The sequence below is a fragment of the Thalassospira sp. UBA848 genome, assembly GCF_002295455.1.
GTDB lineage: Bacteria > Pseudomonadota > Alphaproteobacteria > Rhodospirillales > Thalassospiraceae > Thalassospira.
The window spans coordinates 11,919-35,049 of sequence record NZ_DBGS01000082.1 but is presented as its reverse complement, the minus strand read 5'-3'; the positions used below and the strand labels follow the sequence as shown (position 1 = coordinate 35,049).

The window sequence follows — 23,131 nt, the reverse complement described above, 5'->3', positions numbered from 1 at the left end:
AGGGTGTGGCATCGCTGATGATCCTTGGCCTGTTTGATCGGCTGGGGCTTTCCGGTGCGGCACTGGACGGGTTTGACCATGTCCATGGATTGATCGAGGCAACCAAGCGCGCCTTCCTTAAACGTGACGCCCATGTTGGCGATCCGGACCGGATGAGCATTGATCCGGTGTCGCTGCTGTCTGATGAGATGCTCGATCAAGAGGCCGCCAAGATCGATATGAAAACAGCACTTTCTTGGCCGCATGTTGCCAAGCCGGGCGATACGATCTGGATGGGGGCGGTTGACGCCAATGGTGTTGCGGTCAGCTATATCCAAAGCATCTTCTGGGAGTTCGGGTCCGGTGTCGTGGTGCCGGAAACCGGCGTGCTCTGGCAAAACCGCGGCTCAAGCTTCACGTTGCATGATGGCCCCAACCAACTTGGACCGGGCCGCTTGCCGTTCCATACGCTTAACCCGGCCTTGGCAAAGCTCAATGACGGATCGGTGCTGACCTATGGCACCATGGGCGGTGAGGGACAGCCGCAAACCCAATCGGCGATCTTTACCCGCAATGTGATGTATGGACAGGACCTGCAGGAAGCCGTTACCGCGCCACGCTGGTTACTTGGCAAAACATGGGGCGAAGACACCACAACCCTGAAACTCGAAAATCGCTTTGACCCGGGCCTGATCGAACAACTGAAATCCGCCGGTCATACGGTCGAAGTCGTTGGCCCCTATGAAGACATGATGGGCCATGCCGGCGGCATTCTTCTGCGAAAGGATGGTGTGATGGAAGGGGCAACAGATCCGAGGGCGGATGGCGCGGTTGCAGCGTTGTAATTATCAAGCTAGTAGGTTGAAATCTATCGAGAATCCGGCGTTTTTCATTTCTTTTGCTAGCTGAAATTGCCACTCGTCGCCTGTTATGTAGACTATCCCGCTGATATCATTGGGTAATTCAATTTCACTAGAAGCTAGGCAGGCGACATTTTTTCTGCCTATCTTTGCTATGAGGTACCCGTGTTCAAATACAACGTTTTGTCGTGCACGGCTGTTCAACTGGCCCTGCAGCGCTTTGTCCTTGATGTTTCCTAAATCGTCGGCTGTGTAAAGCACTATTGCGTATGGTACGTCGGAGTACTCTTCGATCTTTTCGATGATTGTTTTTCCTTTGCTCGCCTGCTCATGCAGAATAACTGCCTTAATGCCTAATCTCTCAACAAAACGAGCCGTTCTTTCTTTGATCTCATTGTTTCTCCCATGAACAATGAACACTTTGTCGAACGCGATGTCGGGCTTACAGTCAGAAGCTTGGATTTCATTGTCTTCCGGGGCGCTCAGATGCTCGTACTCACCGCTTTCGAGATCGATTATTAATGAGGCTAAATAAGAATTTGCCGCTTCCCCTGAATTATCCCAAAAAAATTGAGACGGCTTTTTTTTCGGGCCTCCCATCGTCAGTATTCGGGGGCGATTTATGGCCTTATCCAGCTCTGTAAATTCACCCGGAAGATTGGTGTCTAAAAACTTAGAGATGCGCCTTTTCCAGCTTGAAAAGCGCGAGCGGCCAAATTCTTTACCTTTATTTTCATACGCATCGTAGACATCCGACTGCAACTGTTCCTGGAATGACTTTAACTTTTCAATGATCTCGTCGACGGACATTTTTAAACCAAACCAGGTAATTCAAACTGCGCTAAATCCTACATTATCCTCTAAAGCCAATCGATTGTATTATAATCATTTGTTGAACACCCACTCAATTACATGCCGATAGGTCTCGCCGGGTTTGAGCCATGGGCTTGGGAAGTCGGGGCGGTTGGGGCTGTTGGGAAAGGTTTGCGGTTCAAGCGCAATGCCGCCCGATTGGTGCAAGGGCACTTCGTTTTCAGTCTTCATCGCATCGTTGAAATGCTGCGAGAGGTAGAATTGCAGGCCTGCCTCTGTCGAAAAGAGTTTGATTGAGCGGTTGCTTGCAGGGTCGGACAGGGTGGCGATTTCGCGCAATTCACCGCGTGATCCGGTCAGGCAGAAATTATGGTCAAAGCCCTCTGGCGCATTTGGCAGATTGGTTGCGATTTTGGTTGGTGTTCTGAAGTCGTAGCCCGTGCCCGTGACATCGCGTGGCGCACCTTGCGGGATCAGCTTGTCATCAACCGAAAGCCAACGGTCGGCATTGATTTGCAGTAAGTGATCGGACGCTGTTTGATCGAATTTACCGCTGAGATTCCAATAGGCGTGGCTGGTCATGTTAACCGGGCAGGGCTGATCGCACGTGGCAGTGATTTCAAGCCGAAGACGGTTATCCGCGACCAGTGTGTAGGTTGCCGTTGCCTTGAGCGTGCCCGGATATCCCTGATCGCCGGCGGGCGAGGTCAGCGCAAAACAGACACTGGTTTCGGATTGATCCGCAATCGACCATAACCGGCGGTCAAAGCCATCCGGCCCGCCATGCAAGTGGGTTTCGCCCTCATTGGCGGCGAGCCTTGTAACCTGTCCGTCGGAATCCAGATACTGCGATCCTTCAATACGGTTTGCATACCGCCCGCATACAGCCCCGATATAGCTGTCCTGATCAAGATAAGCCGCATCATCAGCAAGGTTCACGGCGATGTTTGTTTCGCTTCCATCATCTTTGTTGCGCAAATAGGCACCGCAAAGACGCGCGCCAAGCGCAGAAACCAACACGCGAATCTGAGAGCTCTCTAATGCCACGCGGGGAGCATTTTCACCCGTTTTGGGTGTGGAGACATGGTTCTCTGCCATGTTTGGTATCGGAGTGGTCTGTGGCATCGTATTCTTTCCCGAGCGTTGATTTTTCTGGGTTTACTATAACATCTGGATCGCCGGGCGCGATCACACGAAAGGATTAGGCACTATATGGTTGAGAGCAAAGAAATCATATTGTAATACTATATGGCTTTTAAGCAATAAACCACTCTTAGGGAGGAAATCGTGGTGAATTTTAAGAAGCTCGCAGTTTCAACTGCAGCGCTGGGTGTTGCTCTTGGTCTATCAGTAGCCGCACAGGCCGAAATGATGATCGGCTTCTCGCAGATTGGTTCTGAAAGTGGCTGGCGGACATCCGAAACCGCGTCGATTAAAGCCGAAGCAGAACGTCGTGGTATTGATCTGAAATTCTCTGATGCACAGCAGAAGCAGGAAAACCAGATCAAGGCCGTCCGTTCGTTCATCGCACAGGGTGTCGATGGCATTCTTCTGGCCCCGGTGGTTGAAACCGGTTGGGACCAGGTTCTGAAAGAAGCCAAAGACGCTGGTATTCCGGTTGTTCTTGTTGACCGTGGTGTTGATGCCGACAAAGACCTGTATCTGACCAAGGTCGCATCGGACTTCGTGGTTGAAGGTGCCCTGGCCGCGGCTTGGCTGGCAGCAGAAACCAATGGCGTTTGTGACGTTGTTGAACTGCAGGGTACTGTTGGTTCGTCCGCTGCGAATGACCGTAAAGAAGGTTTTGAGTCGGTTGTCTCGAACTTCCCGGCCATCAATATCATCCGTTCGCAGTCCGGTGACTTCACCCGTTCCGGCGGCAAGGAAGTTATGGAAAGCTTCCTTAAAGCCGAAAACGGTGGTGCCAACATCTGTGCTGTTTATGCGCACAATGATGACATGGCACTGGGTGCCGTTCAGGCCATCAAGGAAGCCGGTCTTAATCCGGGTGATGACATGCTGATCGTATCGATCGATGCCGTGCCCGATATCTTCAAGGCGATGGCCGAAGGCGATACCAACGCAACCATCGAACTGAACCCGCATCTTGGCGGCCCGTCCTTTGACGCGATCAAGGCGGCAATGAACGGCGAAGAAGTTCCGAAATGGATCAAGGCAAATGGCCCGCTCTATCTGCCAGATACCGCCGCGGAAGAATACAAAATGCGCAGCAAATAACATCTGATCCTTCTGGCGGGCTTTTGTCCGCCGGAAAGACCGGATTGCTACTCATTGCATCGGACGTGCTCCGGCGAATGCCGGGGTGCGTCCGACTGTATCCGCGACAGGATATCTAAAAAGAGTGACTGGGAGAGGGGCAGGATATGTCAAACACAGTGCTTTCAGTGCGCGGTGCGGGGAAGTTCTTTCCCGGCGTCAAGGCGCTGGAGGATGTTGATTTCGACCTTGAACGCGGCGAAATTCACGCCCTTCTGGGCGAAAACGGGGCCGGCAAATCGACCCTGATTAAAGTGATTACCGGTGTGCATCCCCGAGATGCCGGTAAGGTACTGCTTGAAGGGCAGGAAATTCATCCACAGCATCCGGGCGATGCCCAGGGTTTGGGTATTTCGACCGTTTATCAGGAAGTCAATCTGGTCCCGACGCTGTCGGTGGCCGAAAACCTGATGCTGGAACGTCAAACGCGCAAGTTTGGCCTGATTTCATGGAAAAAAACCGAGGCGGACGCCAAGGCCGCGCTTGAAACGCTTGGTCTTGATATTGATGTTAATCGACCGCTTGGCTCCTATTCAGTGGCCATTCAGCAGTTGGTTGCGATTGCGCGTGCCGTCGCACTTGATGCCAAGATGCTTATTCTTGATGAGCCGACAGCATCCCTTGATGGCGAAGAAATTCAGACGCTGTTTCGTATTATGCGCGAACTGCGCGACAAGGGGTTGGGGATTGTCTTCGTTACCCACTTCCTTGATCAGGTTTATGCGGTCACAGACCGGATTACAGTACTGCGTAACGGGCGACTGGTCGGAACCTTTGTGACCAAGGAACTTGCCCAGATTGACTTGATCAATCACATGCTGGGTCGTGAACTGGCCGAAGTCAGTGCTCATCGGCATCTGGACGAGGGCAGCTATGATGGCCCGAAACGTCAAATCCAGATCAAGAACCTTGGCAAGAAACGTGTGCTTGAACCGGTTTCACTTGATCTGAACGCTGGTGAAATTGTCGGCTTGGCCGGGCTTCTGGGGTCGGGCCGGACAGAGCTTTCCGAGCTGGTATTCGGGACCCAGAGAGCCGATAGCGGGCTTGTGTTCCTTGATGGGGAGCCGGTCATGTTGCGTTCTCCGCGTCATGCGATCCGGTCGGGCTTTGGTCTGTGTCCAGAAGATCGCAAACAGGACGGTATTGTTGCCGAACTGAGTGTGCGCGAGAACATCGTACTTGCCCTTCAGGGGCGGCGTGGTTGGCTGCGTCCGATCCCGCGCGCCGAGCAACAGAAATTTGCCGATGACATGATCAAGGCATTGGGCATCGCCACGCCAGACAGTGAAAAACCGGTCGGGCAGCTGAGTGGCGGCAACCAGCAAAAGGTCATTCTGGCGCGCTGGCTGGTCTCCAAGCCGATCTTGCTCATTCTTGATGAACCGACGCGCGGCATTGATGTTGGTGCCCATGCCGATATCATCAAACTGATCAAGGAGCTTTGTGACGAAGGGCTGGCCTTGCTGGTGGCTTCTTCGGAGCTTGAGGAAATCGTTGCCTTCGCTGACCGGGTTGCCGTGATGCGCGACCGCGAAAAGGTTTCCGAACTTGTCGGTGCCGAAATCACGCAAGACAAGATCATCGAGGCGATTGCACGATGACCAGCTTGCAAGAGAAAAAGAAATTACGGGAAAGCAGCACCATGTCTGCATCTTCTTTGATAAGTCGGCCGTGGTTCGGTCCGGTTGCGGCACTTGTTCTGATTGTGCTGGGGATCGGGGTGATTTCGCCCGACTTCTTTAGTATCCGCATTGTTGACGGGCATCTTTATGGATCGCTGGTCGACGTGGTTCACCGTGGCGCGTCAACAGCACTTGTGGCTGTCGGTATGGCGATTGTCATCGGGACGCGCGGGATTGACCTTTCAGTGGGGTCGATCATTGCCATTTCCGGGGCGGTCATGGCGGTTTTGATCCGCGACACCGATTTGCATCCGACGGTGATTATTCTGGCCGCACTTGGGGCCGGGGTGCTGTGTGGATTGTGGAACGGGGTACTTGTTGCGTTCCTTGATATTCAGCCGATCATTGCCACCCTGATCCTGATGGTCGCCGGGCGCGGTATCGCCCAGATGATCACCGGGGGGCAGATCGTGACCTTCCATGGCGAATTTTTCGAAGCCATTGGCAGTGGCTATTTGCTTGGCATTCCATGGCGCGTGATTATTGCGGCTGCGGTGATTGCCGCGATCTATTTCATCATGCGCAAGACGGCCCTTGGCCTGTTTGTTGAATCGGTTGGTGGCAACGCACGCGCCAGCCGGGTTGCGGGCATTGATGCACGCGGCATCAAGTTGATGGCCTATGCGGCATCTGGCCTGTGTTCGGCCTTTGCGGGGATCATTATCGCTGCTGATATTCGCGGCGCGGATGCCAACAACGCGGGGCTCTGGCTTGAACTTGATGCCATTCTGGCGGTCGTGATTGGCGGCGCGTCGTTGATGGGGGGGCGCTTCTTTATCGGGATGACCGTTATTGGCGTTCTGATCATTCAGGCGCTGACCACCGGCATTCTGTTGTCGGGTCTTCCATCGCAATACACCCTGATCGTTAAGGCGGCTGTGGTGATGGTTGTTCTTCTTGTACAGGCGCCAAAGTCCCGTGAACTGGTCGGGCAGGCGATGGAACGGATGAAGCGGGGGAAATCCGATGAAAATCAATGAACGTTTTTACCCGATCCTGGCCACCATCGCCGTTCTGGTGTTGTTGTATGGATACGGGATAATTGAACATCGCGCCTTTTCCGACACCTATGTTCTGGGCGCGCTTTTGACGGACAATGCCTTTTTGATCATCACTGCTGTTGGCATGACCTTTGTCATTCTGTCTGGCGGCATTGATCTTTCGGTTGGTTCGATGATTGCCTTTATCGGGGTGCTGATGGCCGAACTTGTTGCAGGTTTTGGCATGCATCCCGTTACAGCAGCATTGATTTCCCTTGTTGTCGGTGCGGGCTTCGGGGCGTTTATGGGCGTGATGATCGCCAAGTTCGATATTCAGCCCTTTATCATCACCCTGGCTGGCATGTTCTTCCTGCGCGGGATGTGCTTCCTGATCAATCTGGATTCCGTTCCAATTGACCATCCGTTTGTCTCCGCCTTTAGCGGTTTCAAGGTGCCCTTGCCGGGGCGCGGTTGGTTGACAGCGTCTGCTCTTTTGATGCTGGCGACCGTGATTGGCGGGGTCATCATCGCCCATTACACGCGCTTTGGCCGCAATGTGTATGCGATTGGCGGTGATCGTCATTCAGCAGAGCTGCTTGGTATCCCGGTGCATAGCACCATCATCCGGGTTTATACCCTGTCGGGCTTCTTCAGTGCGCTGTCGGGTGTGGTTTTTGCCTTCTACACGGCATCTGCCTATCCGCTGGCAGCCGTTGGGGTCGAACTTGATGCCATTGCCGCTGTGGTGATCGGTGGCACGCTTCTGACCGGGGGCATGGGCTTTGTTCTGGGCACGTTCTTTGGCGGGATCATCATGGGCGTGATCCAGACACTGATCGCCTTTGACGGATCACTCAATAGCTGGTGGACCAAGATCATGATTGGCGCATTGCTGTTTGGCTTTATCGTCTTGCAGCGCCTGATTACCCGGTCCTTCTCGGGGATGCGGGCTGGTACGACATAACGTCAGTGACTGACGCCTGATTTCATCGCAAGGGCGGCCGATTTGGCCGCCCTTGTTTTATGACGCGTGGAAACCTGCAGCTGGCGACGGTATCTGGCAACGGTCTTGCCTTCGTCACCAAGTCATCCCTTTGGAAACGAAAAAACCGGCCAAAGGGCCGGTTTTGCGAATTATCTTGGTATGTGTTTGGGCCAATGGCGTTACAGGCCGATCTGGTCCCAGTCATGTTCAACCGACATGCCCAATTGATGGCGAAGCTGGCGCATGGTCCGGCGCAGCAATTTATGCATGGTCGAACGCGCTTCTTCAGGGTCGCGGTGACTGATGGCGGCAAAAACAGCCTGATGATCGGGCAGTGATTGCACATGGGGGGCCGGGCCACCGGATGACAGGCGGAACGACCCGATCAGGGCTGTTTCAATCAGCATGCCAAACGATTTCATGAAGTCATTACCCGATGCGTTCAGGATATTCTGATGGAAATCCAGATCGGTCAAATAGACGGCCTCGGTGCCCGGCTCGGCATTTTCCATCGAGTCATAGGCATCGCCAATGGCCTTGATTTCATCGGGTGTTGCCCGTACAGCAGCCATGGCTGCTGTGTTGGGTTCAATGATCAGGCGGGTTTCAAACAACGCATACAGGAACGCGGGATCCGGGTCGGGGAAGTGCCATGACAGCACATCGGGATCAAGCAGGTTCCAGCTTGACCGTGGCTTAACGCGCGTCCCTGTTTTGGGGCGCGATTCAATAAGCCCCTTGGCCGACAGGATCTTGATTGCCTCACGAAGGGCTGTGCGCGATACGTCAAGGGATTCACTTAATGCCGCCTCTGTCGGCAGGACATCGCCAGGCACCAGCTTGCCCGAAACAATGCGTGCACCAAGATCATGTGCAACAATGCTGTGCAGGCTGCGTTTGGCGTAAGTTCTCGACATGGTGGACGACATATATTCCCTCCGGCGTGGCCCTGAATGGAAAGCGAAAGGCAAGAAGGCCCGCTTTGCAATTATTCATATAATATGAATTAATTTTCAGAGCAACTTATCTGGCACCCGCAAGGGCTTGTGCTGCAAAGCATATAATTATTTCGGAGATACCGGTACAGGGGTAATTATGTATTTTCGTATGTCATGAACTTATAAACAAAGTTTGCCCTGACCGAAAGGAAAGAGTTGGTGGTTTGACGCTTGACAGGCCCGGATATCCTGATCATTAATGTTATTGTATGAAGAATAAAAAACAAGATTTTCAGGAGGAAGCATCATGACGCCGTGCGAGGGAACGCGCCCGGCCCTTTAAGTGGGGCTGGATTACATCGGCAGGGATGAGAAATAGCTGATCTCAGATTTCTTTTTTCTGCTGCGCCGCACATTTGGCAATGGATGAACTTTCTGTCAGTTTTGTCGTGACATCATGACCGGCGCGTAAGGGAGTCTTGCGCGCGGCACCTAAGAACAGAAACCACATGACGGGAGATGAAACGATCATGTCTGATCGCATGCCGACACATTACACAAGCCTTGAAGACAAATCGGTATTCATCACCGGTGGTGCGTCGGGCATTGGCGAGGCGATTGTAACCGCCTTTGTTGAACAGGGCGCAAAAGTTGCCTTTGTTGACATCATGGAAGATGCAGGCAACGCACTTGTTGAAAAGCTTTCCAAGGACGCGCGCAACGCGCCGCTCTTCATCAAATGTGACCTGACCGATATTCCTGCCCTGCAGGCCGCAGTGGCCAAGGCCGCCGAAGTAAACGGTCCGATCACCGGCCTCATGAACAATGCGGCGAATGATACCCGTCATAAATGGCAGGATGTTACCCCGGAATACTGGGATGAACGCCAGGCGATCAATATTCGACCGTCCTTCTTTGCCATTCAGGCGGTGGCACCGATGATGCAAAAAGCCGGTGGCGGCGCGATCATCAATTTCGGATCGGTCAGCTGGATGATGGGGCAGGGCGGCATGCCGGGTTATACCACGGCAAAGGCGGCGACCCATGGCCTGACGCGCGGCATGGCGCGCGACCTTGGCAAGGATCATATCCGCGTCAACACCCTTGTGCCCGGTTGGGTCATGACCCAGCGCCAACTTGACCTGTGGGTCGATGAAGCTGCCGAACGCGAAATCGACCAGCGCCAGTGCTTGAAAAACAAGGTCCTGCCGGACGATATCGCCCGCATGGCGCTGTTTTTGATTTCTGATGAAGCCCGCATGGTTACCGCGCAGAACTTCATCGTTGATGGTGGTTGGGTCTGATCCGCACCAGCAAAAAGACAACTCTTAGCAACTAACCCAGACCTTTCAGGACAGAATTAATGAGACTGGTTCAATTCAAAGACACGGCTGGCGCGCAGCATGTCGCCGTGGTCGAAGACGAAAACACCCTGATCCCGCTCAAGGGTGTTTCCACCACCCGTGAACTTGCGACCATCGCGCTCGCCAAGGGCATGACGATGATCGAGAAAGCCAAGTTGCGTATGGGCGACACCACTGTCGACTATAACGAAGTTGCTCGTGATGGCCGCCTTTTGCCGCCGGTTACCCATGTTGATCCGGCGCATTTTCTTGTGACCGGCACCGGCCTTACCCATCTTGGATCGGCATCGGCGCGTGCGAACATGCACAAGGCCGATAACAAGGACGCCAACGAAACCGATTCCATGAAGATGTTCCGCATGGGTGTCGAGGGCGGCAAGCCCAAGGCTGGCGAACACGGTGTACAGCCGGAATGGTTCTATAAGGGCGATGGTTCCATCGTTGCCAATCCGGGTGCCGATATTCCAAGCCCGTCTTTCGCGCTTGATGGCAGTGAGGAACCGGAAATTGCTGCGGTTTATGTCATTGACCATGATGGCACCCCGGTGCGCATCGGCTTTGCCATCGGTAACGAGTTTTCCGACCATGTGATGGAGCGCCAGAACTACCTGTATCTTGCGCACTCAAAGCTGCGTCATTGCTCTATGGGGCCTGAATTGCTGCTTGGTGATCTGCCAAGCCATGTCGAGGGCACTTCGCGCCTGTATCGTGATGGCGAGGTGATCTGGGAAAAGCAGTTCGTCAGCGGCGAAGACAATATGTCGCACTCGCTTGCCAACCTTGAATATCACCACTTCAAATATGACCTTTTCCGCCGTCCGGGTGATGTGCATGCGCATTTCTTCGGGACCGCGACGCTCAGCTTTGCTGATGGCGTGACCACGCAGGACGGCGATGAGTTCGAAATTGAATCGCCGCTATTTGGCCGTCCAATTCGCAACCGCTTGATGCAGCAGGCCGAACGCCCGCTCAACATCAAGGCGATCTGAGGTCTCTCTGAGACTCCCAAGGGCTAAAAACCCTGTCTACCTCCAAAACGACACGACTTGCCCCGGTGCTGAAATGTGCCGGGGTTTTCTTTTTGGTGCTTTTTATGAAGTGCACTCTATTTGTGTGTTGCCGACTTTAATTGGAAAGATTTTCTTTGAAGGAATTTCTACTTCAATGAAAGCCGTGTTGTGGTGTTCGTCTTTTCCAAACACTCGAAGTAGTGCTCGGTCTCCGATTTTCGACCAAAGAATTTCTGAGTTTTTTAAGATCACAAGGTCTTTGCCATTTAGGCATGCATCGGGCTCAATTTTTGACAGTTGAGCGGCGTGCTTAATTTTTGTCCATGACTCAGCATCAATGTTTACGGTCGCATTGCGGTCGCTGATTCCGAAATATGAGAACGGAAATTGAATTATTTTGCCGGGGGACCCAAGAATCATTGGGATTACAAAGGCCGCGCAGATCATGATGATGTTACCCTTGGATTTTCTTAATGGCGCTATGCTTCCGTCTGCCATCTTGGGGAAAATTTTGAGTCCAAACCCTAAGAATAATCCACCTCCTACGAAACCTAAAATGAGCCGGATATTTGATGATTTTTCATCGAAATCCTGTTGGTTTAAAATAATTCCAAGAACAATTAATATTAAAATTATGAAAAAAAATGCGGAAATTACAAATGTTGTTCGATCTGTATTTTCATAGTGGTTGTCTTCTCCGAACGGGTGTTCTGGTGATGCCCCCATAAATCTTATTTTTATTTTGGCCAATGTAGGTAATATAAATAGAGTTGATAGACAACCAGCCGCAGTTCCAAATATCAACGTTATAAAGAATCCAAGCATTATGAATATTAAGAATATTGTGTCTGATATAGATAAACCAACCGGGTAAAACTCAATTTTTAAACAGTAAGCTGCTACTGTTAGTGCTCCAATTCCTACTGAAATTATAGGGATAATTTTCATCAGGGAGTTGATGTATTCTAAAGTTGTTCTAATATTGTTCATTTTTCTATCCAAAATTGATTCACGAATAGTGAGGGCGACCCGTTTTCTTTCGCTCGGAAAGTTTTGTGAGAAGCATTCTTGAACCCTGATTTAGTGCCATGTATAGGGGGCTGAGAAGCGGTCTGAAAAAAGCTGCTTCTTTGTGACACTAAATATAGCCTTCTCTGCGTAGTTGAACCACTATAAATGGTTGCAGGAGGGGTATTTCACATATATATTATGAATGCTCACGCTGATTTACCCGGAGAGCGCCGCAGACTATCGCGCAGTGCCTTTGAAATTCAGCGGGCCGGACATCGGCGAATTGCCGAGGTTTGGTTTACGGGGTGCCGACGATGGCGAGTATATACTTGCCGGAGATGGTCCTGTGGAGCAATACGGCACTTCAGAGGTAGGGCGAGGCATGACCGACATCGTCCACCAGAAAGAAGCTAAATGGGTAAACTTTTTGAGCACGCGACAAAGAGAGAAACGCTTTATCGAGCGTGGCGTAGAATCCATACAAATGGTCGTACATCGAAAGCACAGGAAACTCGTGTTGCCATTGAGCAATTCGAACGCACTGCAAGCCGCGAAATCCATCGAATTCAAGAGCGCCTAAGAAAAGGGACATTTGAATTCGATCCGCAGAAAGGCGTTGCGAAGCGGAAGGATACTGGAGGTAAGCGCGGGATTGTAATGGCTTCGGTCCATAATCGCGTCGTTGAGCGCGCTTTGTTGGACACACTTCAAGAAAAATCAGCTTTCATAAAAGATGTAATTACAATGCCAACGAGCGTTGGCGGCGTTCCCGAACGTAGTGTCCCGCATGGGCTGAAACTGATTGATGAAGCCATTAAGGATGGTTTCATTCATTTTATTCGTTCGGATATATCCGGCTTCTTTGATCACGTGCCCCGTAAAGCCGTCATCGACCGTATTGAGAGTAATCTAGATGATATGCGATTCATCGAGACTCTCAATAAAGCGACAACCGTCACTCTCGGAAATGAAGTAGCTTTGGGGGAAGACCGCGCAATTTTCCCAACAAATGATGAAGGTGTTGCGCAAGGCTCCCCGCTATCACCGCTGTTCGGTAATATTCTTCTTTATGACTTTGATAATAAATTCAATAAAGATGGCTTGATATGTATTCGATTTATTGACGATTTCATACTCTTAGCAAAGTCAGAACATGAAGTCACAAGAGCCTTTCATGATGCGAAAGCGTTTCTTACCGCATTAGGTATGTCTTGCCATGACCCCTTCTCCAAGAACACCAAAAGTGACAAGGCAGATAGAGGTAAAGTTGAAGGTGGTTTTGTCTTTCTAGGTTATCGTATCTTGCCTGGAATAATCCAACCATCGGCATCAGCCCGAAAAAGCATCAAGGAAACGGTTAATAGCCACCTAAGTGCAGGAAGACAGTCAATCTCTGAAGTCTTGAAGGCAGGTAATAGCTTTGAAAGACGCCAAAGATATGCCCAGACTCTCGTGATGATTGATTTGGTTCTCCAAGGCTGGGGGCAAGCATTCGCCTATTGTAATGCGCCATACGTTTTAGATGATCTTGATAAGGCAATCGACGAGAGTATTGCAAATTTCCGCAAGTGGTATGTGCGAAAAATGCAGCAAGCCGATTGGAAAACTCGGCGACGTACAGGTGGTATTTGTTTGCTAAGCGATATTCAGCCTAAGACTTTTGATGATGTCCCGATAACACTAGAAAAAGGCAAACGTTTTGTCACAACATCGAAGACGATTACCATCTCAACAGATGGCTCTGTAATTACACAAGGGCGGCGACTTGGGAAGGATCGAGGTTCTGGTGGTTGGGCATTTTTGATACACGAAACTGGTGAGGAAAAGTCTGGGAGTGCGTCAAACGTCACAAATAATCAAATGGAGTTGCGAGCCGTCATTGAAGCCTTGAGACACGCGCCGCCAACTCCTTCTGTCAAGATTAGGACAGATAGCCAGTATATGTATGACGCAATTGAGAAAAGTAGTTCAATCAAGAAAAATCAAGAAATGTGGGGCGAGTATAAAAAAATACTCACAGATCGCTCTATCAAAGTAATTTGGGTTAAGGGTCATTCTGGTGACCCGCAGAATGAGCGTGTTGATAAATTGGCAAATTTAGCTGCGCAGCGACAACGCAAAACCGACGAAACCCCGTAGTTCAGTCTGAAGACACGGATGATGTCGTCGATCAGAGAATACGGGTGCATATCCCTTTTTGTCGTGTCATCGGATGTCTTGGCCCATCATATATCACACGCCTTGATAGATGGATTCCCACCTGCGTGGGAATGACGGGGTTGAGTGCGTTCGGGGGTGGGGCTTCACGGAACGAGATAAGGCAGCGGAATAATTCCGCTGCCCTTTGGTGTGTTTAAGGTGGTGACGCGAAGGGTGCTAGGCTTGTTCGCGGGCGGCTGGTGCGGGACGGAGCACCATGGTCACAACAACCGATGCAACAACAAGCACTGTGCCACCCACGCCAAACACGCCAAGCGATCCGACGAAATCAAACAGAAGCCCGCCGATCACAGCACCGCTGGCAATCGCGGTCTGGAAACCGGCTACGACAAGGCCGCCGCCGCTTTCGGCTTCGTCCGGGACGGTGCGGGTGATCCAGGTTGACCATGCGACGGGCACACCACCGAATGCAGCCCCCCAGATCGCGACAAGGACGATGGTCGGGTTAAACGCACCATTGATCATCACCATGCCAAGGGTGGCGAGCCCCATGACAAGCGGCATCAGTGCGATGGTCATGCGCAGTGATTTTGCGATCAGCGCGCCTGCCAGATGGGTACCCACAAAATTGGCAACCCCGAAGCCCAGCAACACGCCCGAAACGCCCGCCGTTGCCAAGCCTGTGATGTTTTCAAGGAACGGGCGGACATAGGTAAATAGCGTGAAGTGACCGGTGATAATGATCACCAGCGAAAACAGACCAAATTTCATGCCCGGACGATTGATTAGATCAATCAGGGTGCGAAGGGATGCGCGCCCGCGCGGTGGCAGGGACGGCAAGGTCATGAATTGCACGATAAAGGTGATTACACCAATACCGGCTGCGAGCATGAAGACGGCACGCCAGCTGATGATATCACCAAGAAAGCTGCCAAGCGGTGCGGCAAAAACGGTCGCGGCCGAAACGCCGCTAAACATGATGGCAAGGGCACGCGGAACGCTTTTTTCCGGGACAAGGCGCATGATGGTGGCAGCCGACATGGTCCAGAAGCCGCCCAGGCCAATGCCAAGCAGGACGCGACCGGCCAAGAGCAACGCGAAGTTTTCAGCCGTCGCCACCATGATGCTCGAGATCACCAGCAAGACCGAGAAGCTCAGCAGCACATTGCGGCGATCAAACCGGCGGGTGACGGTTGCAATCAGAAGACTTGTGATCAGGGCAAGGATGGCGGTGGCCGAGACTGCCTGACCAGCCAGCCCTTCGGTGACATTCAGTTCGTTTGCCATTGGGGTGAGCAGGCTGACCGGCAGAAACTCGGCGGTTACGAGCCCGAACACCCCGAGCGTCATGGAAATCACAGCGGCCCACGCAGCAGGGGCAGGCTTGGCTGTTTGATCCGTTGCGGATGTGGGGCGGGATTGCGGTTCACTCATGGAAAGTCCTTTGAGTTGGTGTTTTGCATTGCACCCAAAATAGTCTGGACCCGTCGGACGATCTATGACAATCTGTCCGTATTAATTGATCAATCGTCCGAAAGTTATGTCACCCACACCCAATATCGACCTCAACAGCCCATCTGATCAGATCGAAGGCCAGTTCAATGCATCCGGTCACGACATGGTCAGTGAACTCCTTTCAGGTGTGCGTCTTCGCGGGCTTGATTACCGCCGGATCGAAATTTCCGCCCCCTATGGCCTGCGCTTTGGCGAGGATCAGGAAGAAAACCGCGCCTGGTTTCATTTCATCGGCATGGGCACGGTACATCTGCGAACCAAAAGTGGTGCTGTCCATGTTTTGGGCTGTGGTGATGCGGTGTTGTTGCCCTGTGCAGGCATTCATGACCTTTACAGTGAAGATGGCGTGGCCCTTCGCAGTGTGGATGATTTTCAAAAGGCACGGCTTTGTGATGCCGCATCCGAGATCCGGGCCTGTGAGGCCGATGTTTGTCGGTCCAAGGATAATCTGATTTTCAGTTGTGCGATGGAGTTTGATCTGGGCTGGCTGCATCCTTTGGCCCACCTCAAGCCTGAAGTCATGCATATCGAAACCGTGCCGGATCATGATCCGCAGATCCCGGCGATACTCGATGTTATGACATCAGAACTTCGTGCAAAGCGTCCGGGATATGGCGTTATTCTGACACGGCTTGCCGATGTAGTGGCCGCGGCAATATTGCGGCGCTGGGTTGAGGCAGGCTGTGATGTGTGCGGTTGGGTCGAAGCAGTCCGTGATCCCAAGCTGGCGCGCGTTCTGGCAGCCCTTCACAAGGAGCCGGGGCGGAACTGGTCAGTTGCGGATATGGCGTCCGAAATGGGTGTATCGCGATCAGTCTTTGCCGAACGGTTTGTTGCCTTGACCAAGGCAACCCCACAGCAATATCTGACCAATCTGCGCATGCGTCTGGCCAGCCAGTGGATCAGTCGCGAAAAGCTGCCATTGGACGAGGTTGCTGATCGACTTGGCTATGCCTCTGTTGCGGCATTTAGCCGTGCGTTCAAGCGCACCACGGGCAAATCCCCCGGTGCAATTCGGCATATAGACTACGCATCACCATAAATGACATTCCGGGCGCTTTTTGCGGCCGCGTTCAGCGCGGCCAAAACCCTGCTGTGATTCTGATCAAGGATTGCAGGCGATGCACCAAAGACGGAAAACGCAGAAATCATCTTGCCATGCGTCGTGGTGATCGGAACGGCGATGGCATAGATGTCATGTTCGCGTTCGCCATTGTTGGTGGCAAAGCCCTGATTGCGGATGGTGGCGAGTTCTGATTTCAGTGCATCGATATCGGTGATGGTGTGATCGGTCATGCCGGTCAGGCTGGCATTCTTGAAATAGCGGTCCTGATCCTCTGTGTTCATATATGCCAGCCACAACTTGCCATGTGCCGTGCAAAAGGCATCAAGGCGCGATCCAATCCGGATATCGACATAAAGCGGCCGGTCTGGCAGGGCCTTGGCAATGCAGACCGCCATATCGCGATCAAATTCGGTCGCCATGCAGGCTTCACCTGTTTGGCGTGCCAGCTGATCAAGGATCGGCTGCAGGATGGTCGGCAGACTGCCATCATGCAAAGCGCGATCCCCCAGATCCGCAAATATGTATCCCAGCCTGAAAACCCCGCGCGACGTTGCCCGTAACGCCCCGGCATGTACCAGCGTGTGCAAGAACCGGTGCGCGGTGATCATGTTGATGCCAAGCGCATCGGCCGTTTCCTTGGCGGTCAGTTCGCTTTTCCCGGCGGCAAACAGATCAAGGATCTTGAACGCCTTTAGTACGGAACCATTGAGTTGACTGGTCATCGGGTGGTTTTGCTCCACGCAAACAAAAAGAGGGCTGCCGTCCCGTCTTGACGGGCAGCGGATTTCAGTAATAAACTATATTATAAATCATATTTCATCTATAGAAATATCAAGCGAAGAAGCAAGAGGCGTCTGATGAAAAGCGACAAGCAGGAAAAACCCGGTCAAATCACCCTGACCGCCGGTGGGGCGGTTCTGGCCCGTATGAAGGCCATCGGGATTGATTACATCTTTGCCAATTCCGGGACCGACTTCCCGCCGATCATCGAAGGCCTGGCCGAGGCGGCGGCAAAGGATATCAACCTGCCGCACGCGCTGATCATGCCGCACGAAAATGCCGCCATGGGTATGGCGCATGGTTATTACCTTGCGACTGGCAAGACACAGGCTGTGATGGCGCACACCAATGTCGGGCTTGCGAACTGCGCGATTGGGGCAATCAATGCCGCGACCGAACATGTCCCGGTCGTCCTGATGTCGGGCCGAACCCCGGTGATGGAAAAGGGGCGTCTGGGTGCGCGCACGGTGCCGATTGGCTGGGGCCAGGAAATGCGCGATCAGGCGGCATTGGTGCGCGAAAGTTCGAAATGGGAGTATGAGCTTAAATTCCCTGAACAGGTGCCTGATGTCGTGGATCGTGCCTATGCCATTGCATCGTCCGTGCCGAAGGGGCCAACCTATGTCAGCCTGCCGCGTGAAGTTCTGTGCGAACCGTGCCCGGGTGACCAGATTGACGGGCCTTTGCGTATGCAGCCAGTTCCTGTCGCGCCGCCGCAAGCATCTGTCGAACAGGCTGCAGACATTCTGGCCAATGCCAAGAACCCGGTGATCATTGCCCAGCGTGGTACGGGCACGGCGGAAGCCTTTGGCCGCTTTGCCGATCTGGTTGATCAGTGGGGCATTCCGGTCGTGCAGTACTGGGCGATCCAGCTTGCCATTGGCACCGAACATCCAATGTTTGCCGGGATGGATCCGGCACCGTGGCTTAAGGATGCCGATGCGGTGGTCGTTATTGATTGCCTGGCCCCCTGGTCGCCCGATATCCATGATTTGCGCGCTGACTGCAAAGTCATTCAGGTCGGCCAGAACCCGCTTTATTCGCGCTTCCCGGGGCGGAACTTTGCTGCCGATATCTCGCTGGTCGGTGAGACTGGTGACGTGATCATGATGCTGGCAGATGCCATGGATCGCCGCCACGAAGACCATAAATCGGTTTGTGCAGATCGCCGAGACAAAGTCGCAGAGACCAACGCCGAAACCCGCAAAAATGCGCTTGCAATGGCAGATGCCGGCGCGGTGGATCCGATGACCAAGGCCTATGTGTCACGCTGTCTGTCCGATGCGATTGCCGGGCGCTCTGCCACGGTATTTTCCGAACTGGGCTGTCCGCTGGAGCCGCTTTCGCTTGCAGAACACAGCAGCTGGTATCAGGAGCCGCATTCCGGCGGGCTTGGCTGGTCCTTCCCAGCCTCGATGGGCTATCAACTGGCTGATAAGGACAAGCTGGTTGTCGCCACCATGGGCGATGGGTCCTATATGTTTGCCAACCCGACAGCCTGCCATCAGATTGCCGAAGCGTTGGAGCTTGCGATACTGATCCTTGTTCTGAATAACAATGAATGGGGGGCAGTGCGCCAGTCGGTGACGGGCATGTACCCCGATGGCTTTGCTGCCAAAACCAATGAAATGCCGCTGACCGCGCTGAAACCCAGCCCCGACTTCACCAAGGTCGCCGAGGCCAGCCGCGCCTGGGTCGCCAAGGCCAAACGCGCCGAAGATCTGCCCGGTATCCTGCGCGATGCCATCAAGCATATCGACACCAACCGCACCCACGCGCTGGTCGAGGTAACGATTGCGCCTTGAGTGCTGGCAAGTGCAGTAGATATTGACGGGCACCGCAGTTTTGGTGCCCGTTTTTTTTACCCTCGTTTCAGAAATTCTCGTTAAAATTGCCAAACTAGTATTTTGGTTGCTCTGAGAGTGATGTGTATCAGTTTGCAAGAAAACTCGTCCGCTTATATCAGGACAAGAACTTTCGCGGCATCAACCTGACAGTGTTGATAATTTGGCCAATCATTTCAGGATTCCTCATCTTAACACGTGTTTTGCAGGCAAGCTTGTTCGAGGCATGGCTGCTTTTTGCTTGGGCTTTCATCGGCGTGGTCTTTAGCCCAAGGCGAGCACGAGGGGCTCGGTTAGTCAAAACGCTGCTACTTTATAGGCTTTGGCCGCTGCCCGGGCCGGAAATAATATACGCGATTGCACTGATGCCTTTTATGGTAATGGTTTATCTTCGTGTTCTTGAAGGACCAGAGCCAATGGTTCCTTTTTTCTCCATCGCATTTGGTTGGTATTTCGGTGCCTTTATCTTGTTCTTTCGCCCTTGGTTTTTACGTCTGTTTTTCGGGGTCGATAAAAACACAAAAATCCTGAAAGCTTGGCGATACTCCAAGTAACACCAAGCACGGTTGCTGAAACTAAGATAACCAAACAAGTATGAGTAACATTTCGGCATCGCGAAATGCCTGCTTGCATCGCAGGCAATTTCATTATTTCATTACGCTAATTATTTGAATTGCCTGCCCGGAAGGAACCAGTATGGATCGTGTTGTCGGAACCTCGGGGCGTATTGCGTTTGCCAGCGCGATGCGCAACCTGCTTGCGGATGTGTATCCGGGCCACGACCACGCAGAACTGGTGCGCCGCGTGTTCGAGGTTTTGGGCCTGCCGATTGAGGGCGAGGGACCGGAACCTTGCGAGGAATACCTGCGCAAGTGGGATCAGCGCGACGCGTTTCTGATCACCTATGGCGACAGCATCCAGCAGGACGGCAAAAAGGGGCTGCAAAGCCTTGGCGAGTTTCATCGCAAATGGCTGAAAGACTGGCTGACGGGCATTCATATCCTGCCGTTTCATCCCTTTACGTCGGATGACGGTTTTTCAGTCAGTGATTTTGATATGCTGCGTCCGGAACTGGGCGACTGGAGTGATGTCGAGGACTTGGCAAAGCACGGCACCGTGATGGCCGATCTGGTGGCCAACCATATTTCCGCATCGCATCCTTGGTATCAGCAATTCCTGGCCGGGGAGAAGCCCGGTGTCGATTACATCAAGACCGCAAGTCTTGCCGATGACCTGTCCGATGTTGTGCGCCCGCGCAGTCACGAATTGCTTAATCATGTCGTGACCAAGGACGGCGAAAAGCAGGTCTGGTGTACGTTTAGCTATGATCAGGTTGATCTTGATTACGGCAATCCGGATGTGTTTTTCGAGATGCTCAAGGTCGTGCTTAATTACCTTAAGCACGGAGTGCGGGTGGTGCGGCTGGATGCGATTGGCTTTATCTGGAAGGAGGTTGGAACCACTTCCATCAACCTTGAACAGACGCACAAACTGATCAAGGCGATGCGTCTGGCCTGTAATGCGGTGCATCCTGATGTGCTGTTCATTACGGAAACCAATTTGCCGTTGCTCGAAAACCTGTCCTATTTCGGCAATCAGGACGAAGCACATCTGATTTATAATTTCTCGCTGCCACCGGTGATTATTCACGCGCTTCTCAGTGGTCGGTCTGACTATATCCGCAAATGCATTATGGCGATGCCACCGGCCCCGGCGGGATGTACCTTCTTTAACTTCACTGCAAGCCATGACGGTATTGGGTTGCGTCCGGCTGAAAACCTGATCCCGGATGATGATATCGATGGCCTGCGTGATCACGCGGTCAAGATGGGCGGGCAGGTCAGTTATCGGGCGCTTAAGGGCGGTGGGCAGAAGCCTTATGAGTTGAATGTCACGCTGTTTAGCATGCTGGCTGAAAACTTTGCCGGTGAAGCCACCATGGGGCTTGAGCGCTTTGTCATGAGCCAGGCGATTGCCATGTCACTTGAAGGTATTCCGGCGATCTATATCCAGACCATTCTGGCGACCGAGAACGATCAAAAGGCCTATGAGGAAACCGGTATTCCAAGGCGCCTGAACCGGAAGATCTGGAAGCTTGATGATGCAGAGGAAACGCTGTCTCGTGAGGGTGTTGCGCGCTCTGCCTTTGATCAGTTGCGCGAACTCATGTCGATCCGTCAGGGGCAGCCGGCGTTCCACCCGAACGCAACGCAATATACGCTTAATCTTGGGCCGGACCTTTTGGGTGTCTGGCGCCAATCGCATCTGAATGAGCAAAGCATATTCTGCGTCTTTAACCTGACCGAATACCCGCAGGACCTTGATCTGTCAAAGATCAACCTGATCATGACCGAAGGCTGGCAGGACCTGATCACCCAGCAGGTCATTGGAGACTATAACGGCATGATGAAACTGGCTCCCTACCAGATTGTGTGGATTTCCAATGTGGATGGTCGCAACCGCACCGAAAGCCGCCTGCTGCAACGCTATCGGGATGCGATGCCGGTTTAAGGTCTATTATCGGTTGTTTGTTTGTTGTTTCCTGAAATCTTCAGGTTGCAGTCTGAACTGTCCTGTTTTATTGCTTGTTACGTGGGGGGAGCAGCTCTCATGAGCTGCGCATTACCCATGCAGATGTTTTTTGTGATTGGCATTCTTTAAAAGCCAGTGCGTTCTGATCGGAGCGAGGTATGCGTTTTACGTTCGGTGTTCTTGCTTCGCTGCTGATTTTATCGGGGTGTCAAACCTCTGGTGGGCGTACCCAAACCGGGTTCGCAGAAGGACGGGAAACACAGTACAGAGTACTCATTAACGCCCTGGATGAAGTCTGCGTGGATAACATTGGCAATGCAGATGCAATTGACGAAGCAGCCCGTGCGTTAGCGATCGATAAACCGAAAACGGAAGAAAGCCAAATTGGCTTTAGAGAGGTTACGGCGACAATCTATCCCATTGGCGCGGGCGGAGGTTTTGCTGGTGTAATTGCGCAGAAAGAAGGTGAGAGCTGCGCGGTCATCACGAAGCAATCGGTCGAGTTCCGCAAAAGCATTGGCGATGCTTTTGGTCTGGAAATGGAAGATATGGGAACGTCTTTCGATTTCGGCGAAGTGCTGGATTTGCAATATGGAATTAGCGAAATCCATCGCCTTCCGGTTAAACAATACAAGATAATAACGGACAAAGGTCAGTTACTTGATGTCGTCGAGTTTATGACTCCAAACGCATTCCGCGAAGAAAGTTCAATATTTGGAATGGTGTCCGGCGCCCTTGCAAAGCGCAGGGCCAACCCCGACGAAACAGCCAGCGATATATTTTCTGCGGTACTAGATGAAGTTTGTTTGCCTCATGCCGGTAACGTAGACGCCATCAGAAGAGAAGCAGAACAGGTAGCGGGTTCGACGGGTGTTCAGTTTGATCGCCCTGAAGAAAAGCTTTTTGCCGATGCGCTTCAAATGTATGTGCTGACTGCAGAGCCCGATGGTTCGGGAACGTTTATCGGTGTGTCGTCGGATGGCGGTCTCTGTGGATATTGGGCTGTTGATGCGAAACAGGCGAATTTTGACGTCTTTCGGTCGCATGATTTGATGCAAATGGATTCTGAGATTCTTGACGATGGCTTGGTTGAACTTGGTTTTAGCCCGGACGAGAATGTCGCGGTGCTTCAAATCGCACTGCAACGCGAAGGTAAGCAGATTTATAGTGTCTTGGTCATAGATCGAGCATCCTATTCTGGACTAAATTTCCATGATCTTCCCGTGTTGCCGTGGGCGCTTTGATCAAAAACGGGGCGGCAGCTTTTCTTTCTGCTTACAATGCTGCTTTAAATCATTAAATTGTAACGCGTATTTAGTGTGCGGGAAGGCT

Annotated in this window: 19 protein-coding genes; 13 read left to right on the top strand and 6 right to left on the bottom strand. The window is 52.5% G+C overall.

The features are described 5' to 3' along the window. Positions 1-824: gamma-glutamyltransferase (locus tag B2R48_RS11815; RefSeq protein WP_297000597.1), on the top strand; the 824-nt coding region annotated here is incomplete at its 5' end. A 3-nt stretch (positions 825-827) separates the two neighbouring features. Here B2R48_RS11815 and B2R48_RS11810 read toward each other — a convergent pair. Both B2R48_RS11810 and B2R48_RS11805 read right to left on the bottom strand, forming a co-directional pair. After that, complete coding sequence (locus B2R48_RS11810) at positions 828-1,649, bottom strand: nucleotide-binding protein (RefSeq protein ID WP_297000594.1); 822 nt, start codon at positions 1,647-1,649, stop codon at positions 828-830. A gap of 75 nt (positions 1,650-1,724) precedes the next feature. After that, positions 1,725-2,777, bottom strand: coding sequence for an aldose epimerase family protein (locus tag B2R48_RS11805; protein WP_297000592.1), 1,053 nt, complete (start codon positions 2,775-2,777; stop codon positions 1,725-1,727). A gap of 162 nt (positions 2,778-2,939) precedes the next feature. Between B2R48_RS11805 and B2R48_RS11800 the strand changes: the two genes are divergently transcribed. From B2R48_RS11800 to yjfF, 4 genes are all read left to right on the top strand, one after another. Further along, entirely contained in the window at positions 2,940-3,890 is a 951-nt protein-coding gene (locus B2R48_RS11800) for an ABC transporter substrate-binding protein (protein ID WP_062954333.1), read from the top strand. A 146-nt stretch (positions 3,891-4,036) separates the two neighbouring features. Beyond that, the gene (locus tag B2R48_RS11795; protein ID WP_062954334.1) at positions 4,037-5,533 is read left to right on the top strand and encodes a sugar ABC transporter ATP-binding protein; all 1,497 of its coding nucleotides are present in this window, start codon (positions 4,037-4,039) and stop codon (positions 5,531-5,533) included. A 41-nt stretch (positions 5,534-5,574) separates the two neighbouring features. Further along, entirely contained in the window at positions 5,575-6,594 is a 1,020-nt protein-coding gene (locus tag B2R48_RS11790; RefSeq protein ID WP_297000584.1) for an ABC transporter permease, read from the top strand. Next, positions 6,581-7,558, top strand: coding sequence for a galactofuranose ABC transporter, permease protein YjfF (gene yjfF / locus B2R48_RS11785; RefSeq protein WP_062954336.1), 978 nt, complete (start codon positions 6,581-6,583; stop codon positions 7,556-7,558). Before B2R48_RS11790 ends, yjfF begins: the two co-directional genes overlap by 14 nt. Before the next feature lie 200 nt (positions 7,559-7,758). Here yjfF and B2R48_RS11780 read toward each other — a convergent pair whose 3' ends face one another. Beyond that, a complete protein-coding gene (locus B2R48_RS11780; RefSeq protein WP_249741948.1) occupies positions 7,759-8,508 on the bottom strand; it encodes a FadR/GntR family transcriptional regulator in 750 nt (249 codons plus the stop codon). 539 nt (positions 8,509-9,047) lie between these two features. Between B2R48_RS11780 and B2R48_RS11775 the strand changes: the two genes are divergently transcribed. Continuing rightward, positions 9,048-9,821 (top strand): SDR family NAD(P)-dependent oxidoreductase, encoded by a 774-nt coding sequence (locus B2R48_RS11775; protein WP_062955224.1) that lies wholly within the window; start codon positions 9,048-9,050, stop codon positions 9,819-9,821. Positions 9,822-9,880: 59 nt separating this feature from the next. Then, positions 9,881-10,870 (top strand): AraD1 family protein, encoded by a 990-nt coding sequence (gene araD1 / locus B2R48_RS11770; protein WP_062954338.1) that lies wholly within the window; start codon positions 9,881-9,883, stop codon positions 10,868-10,870. Between the two features lie 102 nt (positions 10,871-10,972). On the opposite strand, the gene B2R48_RS11765 is transcribed toward araD1, so the two are convergent. Further along, on the bottom strand, positions 10,973-11,881 hold the full coding sequence (locus tag B2R48_RS11765) for a hypothetical protein (protein ID WP_297000570.1): 909 nt from the start codon (positions 11,879-11,881) through the stop codon (positions 10,973-10,975). Positions 11,882-12,316: 435 nt separating this feature from the next. Here B2R48_RS11765 and B2R48_RS11760 point away from each other — a divergent pair, with 435 nt between their 5' ends. After that, positions 12,317-14,041, top strand: a complete 1,725-nt coding sequence (locus tag B2R48_RS11760; RefSeq protein ID WP_297000568.1) for an RNase H family protein — start codon at positions 12,317-12,319, stop codon at positions 14,039-14,041. A gap of 237 nt (positions 14,042-14,278) precedes the next feature. Here the strand turns inward: B2R48_RS11760 and B2R48_RS11755 are convergent, their stop codons facing one another. Beyond that, the gene (locus tag B2R48_RS11755; protein WP_297000566.1) at positions 14,279-15,496 is read right to left on the bottom strand and encodes an MFS transporter; all 1,218 of its coding nucleotides are present in this window, start codon (positions 15,494-15,496) and stop codon (positions 14,279-14,281) included. A gap of 106 nt (positions 15,497-15,602) precedes the next feature. On the opposite strand from B2R48_RS11755, the gene B2R48_RS11750 reads away from it, so the two are divergent. Beyond that, positions 15,603-16,619 carry an AraC family transcriptional regulator gene (locus tag B2R48_RS11750; RefSeq protein ID WP_297000562.1) on the top strand — a complete coding sequence of 339 codons (1,017 nt, stop codon included), beginning with the start codon at positions 15,603-15,605 and terminating at the stop codon, positions 16,617-16,619. Here the strand turns inward: B2R48_RS11750 and B2R48_RS11745 are convergent. Further along, positions 16,604-17,365 carry an IclR family transcriptional regulator gene (locus B2R48_RS11745; RefSeq protein WP_297000559.1) on the bottom strand — a complete coding sequence of 254 codons (762 nt, stop codon included), beginning with the start codon at positions 17,363-17,365 and terminating at the stop codon, positions 16,604-16,606. The two genes, B2R48_RS11750 and B2R48_RS11745, sit on opposite strands and share 16 nt — an antisense overlap. A 135-nt stretch (positions 17,366-17,500) precedes the next feature. Between B2R48_RS11745 and B2R48_RS11740 the strand changes: the two genes are divergently transcribed. The 4 genes from B2R48_RS11740 to B2R48_RS11725 all read left to right on the top strand — a co-directional run bounded on the left by B2R48_RS11740 (position 17,501) and on the right by B2R48_RS11725 (position 23,043). Continuing rightward, complete coding sequence (locus B2R48_RS11740) at positions 17,501-19,228, top strand: thiamine pyrophosphate-requiring protein (protein ID WP_297000558.1); 1,728 nt, start codon at positions 17,501-17,503, stop codon at positions 19,226-19,228. Between the two features lie 122 nt (positions 19,229-19,350). After that, a complete protein-coding gene (locus tag B2R48_RS11735; RefSeq protein WP_213473399.1) occupies positions 19,351-19,821 on the top strand; it encodes a hypothetical protein in 471 nt (156 codons plus the stop codon). A 142-nt stretch (positions 19,822-19,963) separates the two neighbouring features. Continuing rightward, positions 19,964-21,778 carry an alpha-amylase family glycosyl hydrolase gene (locus B2R48_RS11730; protein ID WP_297000552.1) on the top strand — a complete coding sequence of 605 codons (1,815 nt, stop codon included), beginning with the start codon at positions 19,964-19,966 and terminating at the stop codon, positions 21,776-21,778. A gap of 179 nt (positions 21,779-21,957) precedes the next feature. Beyond that, positions 21,958-23,043 (top strand): hypothetical protein, encoded by a 1,086-nt coding sequence (locus B2R48_RS11725; RefSeq protein WP_297000549.1) that lies wholly within the window; start codon positions 21,958-21,960, stop codon positions 23,041-23,043. Positions 23,044-23,131: the final 88 nt, after the last annotated feature.